Here is an 11,561-nt window from a genome sequence, read left to right as displayed (position 1 = left end):
CCGCCCGGCTGGGCCCGCGCCGCCGGGCCGGCCGCCTGGCCCGGCGGCGTGCCCGCGGCCATCGCCAGCACTGCGGGCGAGTGCGCCCGCACCACCATGAGGCCGGCCAGCGAGACGGTCACGGCCTGGCAGACGAGCGCCATCGTCGCGGTGGCGACCAGATCCCCACCAGCCATGATCAGTCCACCGCCGGTCAGCACGGTCCCGGCCGCGAGCACACCCACCACGCCGCGGCGGCCCGCGCCCAGCAGGTAGTTGGTGAACAGCAGTGTCACGGCCAGGCAGGTCATGGCGAGCGCCAGCACCCACAGCGCGGGCGCGCCCGCGGTCAGCTCAGGGCCGAAGACCTCCGACAGCAGGAGCCGGGCGGCCACCGCGCCGACCGCCACCAGCAGCAGCCCGGGAGCGATCACCCAGCCGACCGCCGCGAGCAGCGCCGCCGTGGCGGGACGGCCCTGCTGCCGGCGGCGGGCCGCCTCCGGCAGCAGGAAGTTCGCCACGGCCAGCCCGATGAACACCGGTACCTTGCAGGCCGTGGCGATGGCGGCGTACGGCCCGACCGAGCCGGGATTGAGCCAGCCGACGATGACCACGTCCATGTTCTGCAGCATGGCCAGCGGCACGAGCGCGGCGAGCGCGGTTGTCGTGTCGCGCCGCAGGGCGTGCCTGGTGCGCACCGTGGAGACGGGCGGCAGGAGGATCGGCCCGGTGGAGCCGATCCGCTCGTCACAGGTGGCCGCACACCGGATATCCGCTACTTTGCGTGATGTCCGCGCGCTACGCCGCCGAGCGTGCTCGGTCGCGAGCGCGATACCGACGATCAGGCCGAGGCCCGCGCCGTTGACGCCCAGCCCGGCGAACATCAGACCGATGGTGACGGCGATCCGGGCCGCGCCCTCCAGGACGAAGTTGCGGGCCAGGTCCTGATAGGAGCGGCGGGCCTGCAACAGGCCGCGCTCGACCGACAGCGACACCCACACCCCCGCGGCCACGACCGCCTCCGCGATCGCCAGCGGATGCGGATAGGACAGCACCGTCGCCGCGGGCCTGGCGGCCAGCAGGCCGAGGACACCGGCGACGGCCACCCCGACCGCGCAGACGCCACGCAGCCGGCGGATCCAGAACCCCCGCTGGTGCCGGGTGTGGCCGGGCGCGGAGGTGTCCCGCTGCACCACCGCGATCTGCAGGGCGGAGCCGCCCATCGACAGGATCAGGAAGATTCCGGTCTGGACGACCAGCGCGCCGTAGTTGGCGGCGTCGAGCGCCCGGGCGAACACCAGGTTGGCCAGCAGGTTGCCGCCGTTGACAGCGAACCCGGCGGCCGCGAGCACCCCGGGCCCCTGGAGGGCACGCGCGAGCGCCGCACGTCCGACGTTCGTCACCCGTCTCCTTCCGCCCGGCCCCGCTTGCGCGGATCCATTTTGCCGCCCTTTGCCGGGCATCGCTGATCCACGGTAAGCCACCGCCCGCGTCCCAGCGACGTCCGGTCCCTGCGATCTGGCACCATCGTCGCGGGCTGGGGCGGGGGCTGCGCCACCGGCGTCAGCAGGTTGACGACAGCCCGTCCGTGAAAGGAGTCGCCGGTGCCCGTGACCGCAGCGCCCACAGGCAGTCTGAGCAGGTGGATCGACGCGCTCGCCGGCCGTCGTGTGGTGTTCCTCAACTGGCGTGATCTCGACCACCCGCAGGCCGGTGGTGCTGAACTCTACTGCCAGTCGGTGGCCGAGCGCTTCGCCGCGGCCGGCGCCCGGGTGAGCCTGCTCACCGCCCGGCCGGCCGGGCAGGCCCGGTCGGCCACCGTCCGCGGCGTCGAGATCCACCGCCGCGGCGGCACGTTCGGGGTGTACCCGGCCGTCCTCGCCCGGCTGCTGCGTGACCGCCGCGGGGTCGACGCGGTGGTGGACTGCCAGAACGGCATCCCGTTCTTCAGCCCGCTGGCGCTGCCCGCGGGCACCGCGGTGGTCCAGGTCCTGCACCACGTCCACCAGCGGCAGTTCCCGCTCTACTTCCCGGCGCCGGTGGCTAGGGCCGGGCAGCTGCTGGAGACGCCGGGAAGCCGCTGGGTGTACGGGCGGCGCCCGGTGGCGGTGGTGTCACCGTCCACCCGGGACGAGGCCCGGGACGTGCTGAGGCTGGCCGGGCCCCGCTTCATCGTGCCCGGTGGCGCCGACAGCCCGGTGGGCGGCGCGGCCCACCCCACGTCGCCCCGCCCCGCCCCGGCCCGGCCGGCCGGCCGGCCGGCCATCGTCTGTGTCGGGCGGCTGGTCCCGCACAAGCGGCTGCACCTGCTCATCGACGCGCTGCCCGCGCTGCGCGCGTCCCATCCCGGCCTGGTCGTGGAGATGGTCGGGGACGGGCCCGACCGGGACCGGCTGCTGCGGCACGCCCGCGGGCTGGGCGTCGGCGAGGAGGTCCTGCGCTGGCACGGGTATGTCGACGCGGCCGAGCGGGACCGGCTGCTGGCGACGGCCTGGCTGACGGTCAACCCCTCCCACGGGGAGGGCTGGGGCCTGTCGGTGCTGGAGGCCAACGCCCATGGCGTGCCGGCGGTCGCCTTCCGCGTCCCCGGGCTGCGTGACGCCGTCCGTGACGGGCACACCGGCTGGCTGGTGGACGAGCCCGGCCCGCTCACGGCGACGATCGACACGGCCCTGGCCAGGCTGGCGGACCCGGCCGCGGCGGCGCGCTGGCGCTCCCGGGCCCGGGCGTGGGCCGCGGGTTTCACCTGGGACGCCACCGCCGAACTGCTCGCCCGGGTACTGACCGCCGAGATGGACCGGCTGGCGGCCCGAAGCCGCGGAACGCACCCGGGCCGGGGCCCGCTCGGCGGCCGGCTACCGGCCGGGAACCGACCGGGTGGGCGGCTCCTCCCGGGCCGGCGGCCGTCCGAGGAGAACTCGCCGGGAGGCAGCACGCCGGAGGGCAGCCCGTCCGAGAGCAGCCCGTCCGAGGGCGATTTGCCGGGCGGGCGTCCCTCAGGCGGGCGACGGCGCGGGCCACGCCGCGCGGACGACCCCGTGACCCGCGCGGAGTTCCCGCTGGCCCCCACCCAGCCGCTGCCGGCCCTGCGCCGCACCGACCTGGTGTACCGCCTGACCGGAGAAGCCGGATCCGACCGGCTGGCCGGGGCGGCCGGGCCCGGCCGGGCGGTCGCGGTCCTCTACGGGGCCTCCCCCGCCGACGCCCGCGCCGCGCTCACCCGGGCCGGCGTGACCGGCCCGATCGAGACGCGGGCCGCCACCGGCGAGGACCTGCTGATCGCCGCCACCCGCTGCGCCCTGCCCGACCCGCTGCCCACCAGCGGAACCACCACGTCCATGATCACTACAGTGGGCTGACACGTCCCTGGCGGACGCTCCCTCGAGAGCCGTCGGTGAAAAACGTCGCGGTAACAACGGTTCCCACCTACGGACGCGGAACCCGTAGGTGGGAACCGCCGCGGTAACGACCGGAACCACCTGCCGTCTCCTCTTCCGGCCGGTGGCACCCGCTGCCGGGCAGCGCCGCGGACGGTGTCCGCGTCACCCGACGGCGGCGGGCTGGGCTGCTGCCTCTGACAGTGGGAGGCCGGTCAGTTCATCCAGGGCTGTCCGGTACACCTGCGCGAAGCGGCGCACGGCGGCCCGGTCGAACAGGTCGCGGTGGTAGCAGAAGGTCAGGCTGAGCTCACCGCGGTAGCCGGCGGCGGCTATCACCAGCCCCTGCGGCAGCCCGGCGAACGCCGCGAAGTGCAGCGACGTGACGTCCGGCCCGGGCGCGCCCGACGCCGGCAGGCCGGCCAGCCGGCCCAGGTTGGTCACGGTGATCGTCGGCATCAGCAACGGCCGGGCCAGCCCCACACCTACCCGTAACAGTGCGTGACGGGCAGGACCGGCCAGTCGGACGACACCACCGATCCTGCCGCCGGCGACCGGCGGGGGCCCGGCCGTCTTGCCCACCGCCGTCTGCCGGCGCACCGCGGCGAGCAGGGTGGCGGGATCCCGGCGGTCCCGCGGGGTCGTCACGATCAGGACCTCGCCGGTGTGGTTCCCGATGGCGGCCGTATCGCCCGAGGCCGGGGTGCGCCGGCTGACCGGCATGCGTACCCGGACCGTCGTGGTGTGCTGCCCGGCCGTGGCGTTCCACCGCTGGACAGCCACTTTCGCGGCGGTCAGCAGAAGATCGTTGACCGTGGCCGGCGTATCCGCCACCAGCGTCCGGACGGACCTCGGGATCGGGACGCGCTGGCAGTACACCCCATAGGCGGAACTGTGACGATCATCCGCTGCCTGGCCGGGACGCGCCTTCTCGTAACGCGCGCGGCCGTCCGTCCGGCCCCCCGGCGACGGGGCGACCCGGCTGGGCAACCGCGGCAGTCGCGGCAACCGCGGCCCGGAGACGAGCCGGCTCACCGCACGGGCCGGTGCCGGCCGGAGGATCACCGGGAACGGTGCCGGCGCCGCCTGGCCGGGCACCGGCCCACGCGCACCGGTGGATGTGGCCGGCCGCACCGGTCTGACCGGCTCAGGCGGCTCTTCGGGCGGCCGTGCCGACGCCGGCCCGGTCAGCCGCACCGGCCCGGGAGCCGCGCCGTCCTCCACGCGCGCAGCGGTGGCGGGGCAACGCTGAAGGATCGCGCGCAGCAGCGTCGCCACGCTCATCCCGTCCAGGGCGACATGATGCGCGGCAACGGCGACCGCGTCGCCGGTGGGCAGCCGCACGTGCAGGACCCGCAGCGGGCAGGACGCGGTCAGGTCGAACGGGCGCGAGCAGATCTCCGCAAACATCTCCCACACGTCGTCGTCGCCATCACCTTTTGCCACTGTCAGCACGTCGTCCGGGGTGTACGGGAACCACCACCGCCGGCCGGACAGCCCCGTGCGCATCCGCGCCCGGGCCATCGGATGGCGCATCAGGACGTCGATCACCGCGTCCCGCAGGATGAACGGATCGATGATCTCACGGGTGCGAGCGATCATCCCGACCGAGATCGGCGCGGTCCTGCGGTCAGAGGCGACGATCAGATCTTCCAGCACCGAGAAGGGGCGTTCCGGGATCAGATCCGGGATCAGATCATCCTGGATCGGGCCGGTCGATACCGGCGGCATGGACGATCCGGCGCGCGGCACGGGGGTCACGGGTGCGGATGGTCCCGGGAGCAGCGCGGACCGCCACATTTCGTGGGAGTCGATGTTCACGTCCTCCTTCTTCCTGCCCGTCCGTCCCGGTCAGGAGAACGGTTCAGCGGCGCACGTCCCCACGACGGATCCCCACGCAGCCCAGTTTCCGGCCCGCCGGGGCCGTTGATGTGATCCGGCCGGAAACAGTGGTGAAGACCTCGCTTGTCGCCGGATTCTCCCCGGTGACAGGCAAGCGGCCATCAGTGACCACAGCACCGAAACAGACAGCGGAATGAATACCAGAATGAACAGCCACGAGAGCAGGCATCCGCAGAGCAAAATTCGAACAATTTTTCAGCCCGTAAACACGGTGAGTCGCACGTAAAGTGCGTTATCGTTCACAGATAGTGCAAAAATGACCATCGAGGCAACAGAGTAACAATGAAAAACAATAAATCATCAAGCAGGGTGCCGAGCGCGACAGCACAGCCCGGACGGAGGGGCAGCGGCATCGCTCCTGTTCGCCGCGCACCGGCCCCGGTCCTGCTCGCCGCGCACCGGCCCGCAGCCCACCACGGCCGTCATCAGCCGGCCCTGCGAGGCCACGGCCGGAGCGCGGTCCTGCCGTATCGGCCGGGCTCGGTGGCGACGCCGGCGGCTCGTCCGGCACCCATCCGGTGCCACAGCCGGAACATGACATGCCGGCAACCCGGCGGGAGGGCTGGCGTGAGCCGGTCCGATCCCGTTTCAGCCAGGCCCAGGGCTTCAGCCGGGGCCCAGCCTTCAGCCGGGGTCCCGGGCTTCAGCCGGGGCCCAGGGGCCGCGACGGCGCCTTCAGACGACCTCGCGGGGGGCCGGCTGCCGCCCGCTCTCCCGGCCCGCCGGGAGCCGGCTGGCGTCCCGGCCCGCCGGGAGGATGGCCGGCGAGGCGGGCATCTCCGCCGGGGCGCCGCCGGCCACCAGGGCGCCGGTGCCCATACTGATCACCCGGGCGACCGGGGCCTGCGACGGCTGCGTGTCGTCCGCGGCCGCCGGGGCCGTGCTCACGCCGGGGCGCCGGACGACCGTCAGCGGCGTGGGCACCGGCTGGAGCACAACCGGCGGCTGCGCCTCGACGGGACGCAGGCCCAGCGGCACGGGCGTGGGCACGACCCGGCGCCGGTGGTAGCGCCTGGCCCGCAGCACGTCGACCAGCATCGCCGGGGTGTGCCGGCTCACCCGGAACGTCCCACCCGCCATCTCCGACCAGTGGACGGGCACCTCCGTGATCCGGTAGCCCATCGACCGCGCCAGCGAGAGGACCTCGACGTCGAACCCGAAGCCGGTCGAGCGGGACAGGCTGAACAACAGCTTCGCCTCCGCGTGACGGAACGCCTTGAAGCCGCACTGGGTGTCGGCGACGTCCAGCGCCGTGAACGTCCGGGTGATCTGGTTGAACGCCCAGCTGCCCATCCGCCGGCCGTTCGAGCGGACCGTGCTGCCACCGATGCGGCGTGACCCCAGCGCCACCTCGGCGTCCTGCAGGGCCGCGAGCAGCAGCGGGAGGTCGTTCACGTCCGAGGCCATGTCGGCGTCCATGAACACGATCGACGCGCCCCGGGCCATCGCGACCCCGGTCCGGACAGCGGCGCCCTTGCCGGAGTTCCAGGGGAGCTTCACGACGCTCGACCGCGGGAACCCGCTCAACAGCTGCTGGGCGACCTCGGCGGTGCGGTCCGTACTGCCGTCATCAACAACGATCACTTCCGCGCCGGCGAGCCTGCCCAGCACGGAGGTCAGGCGAGGCAGCGCCTCCGGGAGCCGGTGTGCCTCGTTGAAGGCGGGGATGACGACACTGACGGGAACGTGGTCCAAGAGTCACTCCCAAGCTGGGTCGGCAGCGACAGAGGCAATTGTGGCCGCCTGCCGATCTCGAGGTACTTCGGGCCGCCCGATGCCCGGCCGAAGCGTCGACGCGATATCGCCCGGCCGTCAGGATGTGAGACGCCGCGCCGGATGCATGCCCGACGGCTAACGACGCACCGACCGGCGGCCGACAGCATGCCAAAACCTCTGGACGACATGCCAGAACCTTTGGACGGCACACGACGGGGGCCGGGCACCGGACCCGCGGCCGGCTCGCCCCGACGGCCGTGGCCGCGGCTGCGGTCACGGTCACGGTCACGGTCCGTGTCCGCTCGGAGTGTGACCGCACACTGGGACACCTCCGAGAATCTGCGACACCGGATCCGAACACCGTCACCGCAACCTCACAATCGGTAGCATCGCCATCGGCTTCGCTGCCAGGACACCAGCCCCTGAGCACGACCGCCCGCCCACGCGGCGGCAGCGCCCCACGCGTACGCTCATGGCATCCTCCCGCAGGCGCGCTCCCTTCCCGCGCCCGCCATCCTGACATCACCCCGACGCACATCCGACAGTCCACGATTCGTCACACCACGACCGCTCCCCGCCCAGGCGGGGAAGGCACGGTACCGCCCGGAAAGCCGCGACCCGCGGGGTTGTCCCACCAACGCCCGCCGGCCGGGTGGGCGGGCGTTGGTGGGTGGGCCGCCAGCCGAGGACGGCTTCCGCCGTGGTGATCGTCCGTTCGCCCGCTTTCGCGATCCGGCCCATCATTATGAGCTTCCGGCTGGCTCCGGCGCGGGCCGGCGCTGTGCGGCCGGCGCCCCGGCCGCCTCCGGTCATCCGGCGCACGCGCCATATCCGCTGCCGCCTGTGAGCCCACGAAAAAGCCGTAATCATTCGCCCTTCGGCCTGCCAGTGACATTCCGCCGATATCAGACGGCGACCAGACGATACCCGTTCCCCGTCGACACACCCCGGCCGGGTGACGACCGGAAACCGGGCAGGCACCGCACCGCGCGCTTCAGCGGACACGACACGGTGGCTGTTCCGCCCGGGCAGGCACCCGTCCAACGGCGTTGGGCCGTTCCCGGTACTGCTCACGGACACCTCCGGCATCGGATCAGCCGAGAGGCGCTCCGGGCGGGCCCGGCTCCGGCCTTTCCCGGCTCCGGCCGGCACAGCCGCCGACGGGATTCTCCCGGTACCTCATGGGAGCCGGGGACAATACCCGGTCATCTTTCCCCGCGCATCCGGCACGCCACCTCCCCGCTCACCGTCGCGCCCCGACATATACCCCGGACGGAAATAGGGAACCCCGCCGCCAGGAATTCGTCCGGCTCCCCCCGGCAAACGTGGACGCATTTTGCGCTGAAAGTATCGTGGAGATGAGATCCGCCGGCTTCCGCGGGCCGGCCGGGGCGCGCGGCGCGGACGGTACGGCCCGGTCACCCTGGCCAGGCCGCCCCGGACCGGAGCACCCTGGATCCGGTGGACGCCCCCCGAGGGGCACCGCGGGAAGGAACAGGTGATGACGCAACGCCGTCAGTTCGACAGGCCCGGCTCCGGGGGTGGCCCCGGCAACGCCGCGTCCGGCGACAGCATGTCCGACAGCGGCCACCCCGACAGCGGGCGGCCCAGCAACGGCAGAGCCGGCAACGGCGAGGCCGACAACGACAGGGCCGCGGACGGGCCGGGCCCGCGGCGGGCCGCCCCGGAGCACCCCGGCAACGGCCAGCAGGGCCAGCAGGGCCAGCAGGACAGGCCCGGCCGACGCCGCAACACCGGCGATCCCGGCCTGCGCGCGTTGATCGGCGCCGGCCGGTCACGGCTGCCCCCGGGGACGGCGATGCGCGCCCGCGACATCGCCCGCCCCGGCCCCGACGACCTGGCCGACGCCGAGCGCAGCGTGGTCATCCGCCGGCGACCGTGGACGGATCCGACGGCTGACACCGGCCGGGCACAGCGTCGACGTCAGGGCGCCAGCGGCGCCGACGGCACCTGAACGTCACCGGTCCGCTCGTAAGAAGAGATCATCCCGATCCGCCGGACATGACGCTGCTCGGCGCTGAACGGCGTCCGCAGGAACGTCTCGACAAAACCCACGGCCTCGGAGACGGTGTGCAGCCGGGCACCGAGACTGATCACGTTGGCGTCGTTGTGCAGCCGGGCGAGCCGGGCGGTCTCGGTGCTCCAGACCAGCGCCGCGCGCACTCCGGAGACCTTGTTCGCGCAGATGACCTCGCCGTTGCCGGAGCCGCCGAGAACGATGCCGAAGGCGTCCGGCTCGTCCGCGGCCGCGGCCGCGGCGGCGAGCACGTACGGCGGGTAGTCGTCGTCCGGGTCGTAGGAGGCAGGCCCGTGATCGACCGGGGTGTGCCCCTGCTCGGTCAGCCATGTGATCAACGAGGCCTTCAGGTGGAAGCCCGCGTGGTCGGAACCAAGATGAACGCGCATGGGTGGCAATGATGCCCGCCCCACGCGCCCCCTATGCCGGCTCCCACCGGAAAGGCGGACAACGCACCCGCCGGGCCGGGCGCCCACCCGGGCCGGCGGGTGCGCACGGCGGTCCGGCCGGACCGCCGACACCGCCCGGGCGAACACGGAAACCCGCCTGGCCGAACACAGACAGCGCCCGACCGAACGGTCGAGTGCCACCCGGCCGAACGGCCGGATGCCGTATCAGTCGAATATGGGGGGCAGGTCCCGGGTACGCTTGAGCTCGTAGAAGCCGGGTGTGCCGGCGACGAGCAGCACCCCGTCCCAGAGCCGGCCGGCGGCCTCGCCCTTCGGCGACGGGGTGACGACCGGGCCGAAGAAGGCGGTGTCCCCCACCGCGATCACCGGGGTTCCGACGTCCAGGCCCACCCGGTCCATGCCGTCGTGGTGGCTGGCCCGCACCGCCTCGTCGAACTCGTCCGAGGTGGCCGCGTCCACGAGGTCCGTGGGCAGCCCGGCCTCGGTCAGCGCGGCGGCGAAGGTGTCGGCGTCCCACTCCGCCTTCTCCAGGTGACGGCGCCGGCCCAGCGCCGTGTACAGCGGGAGCAGCACCTCGTCACCGTGGTGTGCCGCGGCGGCGACACTGATCCGCACCGGCCCCCACGCGCGCTTCATCCCCTCCCGGTACCGCTGCGGGAGGTCCTCCCGGCCCTCGTTGAGAACGGCGAGGCTCATCACGTGCCAGCTGAACCGCACCGGCCGTACCTGTTCGACGTTCAGCGCCCAGCGCGACGTCAGCCACGCCCACGGGCAGCTCGGGTCGAACCAGAAACCGGCCTGCGCGGGGGCGGACGGGCCGGAAGAGCCGGCAGGCCCCGGTTGCGCTCCGGAGGCAGGTGACGGGCGTGTGGACACGGTCTCGATCCCGGGCTGTGTGGTCACAAGTCACTCCTGATCACCAGAAACGGGCACGCCGGCAGGACGATCATGGGTGCCGCGCCGCCGGAAGGCCCGGGTTCATCGGTCACTCAGGCCCAACCACCAGGGGCGGGTGGCTACTTCCCGGATCGGGCGAGATAGCTCGCGACCCTGTTGACCACCGCCACGAACGGCACGGCGGCGACCGCTCCGGGGATGCCGGCGAGCACCCCGCCCGCGGACAGCGAGACGACGATCGCCAGCGGATGCAGCCGCACCGCCCGCCGCATGACCAGCGGCTGCAGCAGATGGCCTTCGATCTGCTGCACGGCGAGCACCACGCCGAGGATGACCAGCGCGGGTACCAGGCCGTTGGAGACGAGCGTGACCAGGATGGCCGCCACACCCGCCACCGTCGCGCCGACGATCGGGATGAACCCCCCGAGAAAGGTCAGCAGTGCCAACGGCGCGACCAGGGGCACCCCGACGACCAGCAGGCCGATGGTGATACCGATCGCGTCCACCAGCGCGACGAACATCGTCCCGCGGATGTACCCGGTGATGGTCGCCCACGCCTCCTTCCCCGCGCCCCGGACCCGTTCCTCGGTGCCCGGGGGGAAACGGGTCACGATCCAGTCCCAGATCCGGTCGCCGTCGTGGACGAAGAAGAAGGTCGTGAACAGGGTGAGCAGGATGCCGGTGAGCACCTCGGCGGCGACCGTGGCGCCGGAGAGCACACCGGAGACCAGCCGTCCCCGGTTGTTCGCCAACGTCCTGGTGATGTCGTTGGTGAGATCGTCCAGCTGGCTCTGCGACAGGTGCAGCGGGCCGTCCCGCAGATAGTCGCGGACCTGCTCCACACCCTGGCTGACCTGGTCGGAAAGGCTCGGGAACTCGTTGGCCGCGTTGAAGCCGACGCCCACCCCGGCGCCCGCCACCAGGATCAGGAAGCCGAAGACGGTCACGAAGGACGCCGCCAGCTTGGGCACCCCGTGCCGGCGCAGCCGTATCGCCGTCGGATAGATCATGGCGCTGATGAGCAGACCGGCGATCACCGGGATCACCACGACGCGGACGCGCCCGATGACGAGCATGAATATATAGATCGCCACGCCGACGACGAGCAGGCGCCACGACCATCCCGCGGCCACCCGCAGGGGTACCGGAACGTGCGGGTCACCCGCTCCGGCCGGGGTGGCGGCTCCCGCCGCCAGGGCGGCCGCGCGCGGCGCCGCCGGAGCCGCATCCTGTGGCGCCGCC

General features: G+C 73.1%; 8 protein-coding genes. 2 read left to right on the top strand and 6 right to left on the bottom strand.

Annotated elements, in window-relative coordinates; all coding sequences use genetic code 11:
- Positions 1-1,382, bottom strand: a 1,382-nt coding sequence (locus NBW84_RS17170) for a lipopolysaccharide biosynthesis protein (protein ID WP_250285748.1), incomplete at its 3' end; no start/stop codon positions are given.
- 201 nt (positions 1,383-1,583) lie between these two features.
- On the opposite strand from NBW84_RS17170, the gene NBW84_RS17165 reads away from it, so the two are divergent.
- Positions 1,584-3,338 (top strand): glycosyltransferase family 4 protein, encoded by a 1,755-nt coding sequence (locus tag NBW84_RS17165; RefSeq protein WP_250285747.1) that lies wholly within the window; start codon positions 1,584-1,586, stop codon positions 3,336-3,338.
- Positions 3,339-3,521: 183 nt separating this feature from the next.
- Here NBW84_RS17165 and NBW84_RS17160 read toward each other — a convergent pair whose 3' ends face one another.
- Both NBW84_RS17160 and NBW84_RS17155 read right to left on the bottom strand, forming a co-directional pair.
- Positions 3,522-5,177, bottom strand: coding sequence for a hypothetical protein (locus NBW84_RS17160; protein WP_250285746.1), 1,656 nt, complete (start codon positions 5,175-5,177; stop codon positions 3,522-3,524).
- Positions 5,178-5,933: 756 nt separating this feature from the next.
- Positions 5,934-6,953, bottom strand: a complete 1,020-nt coding sequence (locus NBW84_RS17155) for a glycosyltransferase (RefSeq protein WP_250285745.1) — start codon at positions 6,951-6,953, stop codon at positions 5,934-5,936.
- Between the two features lie 1,522 nt (positions 6,954-8,475).
- On the opposite strand from NBW84_RS17155, the gene NBW84_RS17150 reads away from it, so the two are divergent.
- The gene (locus tag NBW84_RS17150; protein ID WP_250285744.1) at positions 8,476-8,949 is read left to right on the top strand and encodes a hypothetical protein; all 474 of its coding nucleotides are present in this window, start codon (positions 8,476-8,478) and stop codon (positions 8,947-8,949) included.
- Here the strand turns inward: NBW84_RS17150 and NBW84_RS17145 are convergent.
- The 3 genes from NBW84_RS17145 to NBW84_RS17135 form a co-directional block, all read right to left on the bottom strand.
- Complete coding sequence (locus NBW84_RS17145; protein WP_250285743.1) at positions 8,919-9,401, bottom strand: ribose-5-phosphate isomerase; 483 nt, start codon at positions 9,399-9,401, stop codon at positions 8,919-8,921. The two genes, NBW84_RS17150 and NBW84_RS17145, sit on opposite strands and share 31 nt — an antisense overlap.
- Positions 9,402-9,626: 225 nt before the next feature.
- Entirely contained in the window at positions 9,627-10,325 is a 699-nt protein-coding gene (locus tag NBW84_RS17140; RefSeq protein WP_250285742.1) for a mycothiol-dependent nitroreductase Rv2466c family protein, read from the bottom strand.
- A gap of 113 nt (positions 10,326-10,438) precedes the next feature.
- A partial coding sequence (locus NBW84_RS17135) for an AI-2E family transporter (RefSeq protein ID WP_250285741.1) occupies positions 10,439-11,561 on the bottom strand: 1,123 nt, incomplete at its 5' end.

Origin of the sequence: Protofrankia sp. CiP1_Cm_nod2 (assembly GCF_920664355.1) — a bacterium.
In the GTDB taxonomy this organism is placed as follows: Bacteria; Actinomycetota; Actinomycetes; order Frankiales; family Frankiaceae; genus Protofrankia.
This window is presented reverse-complemented; position numbering and strand designations above follow the sequence as displayed.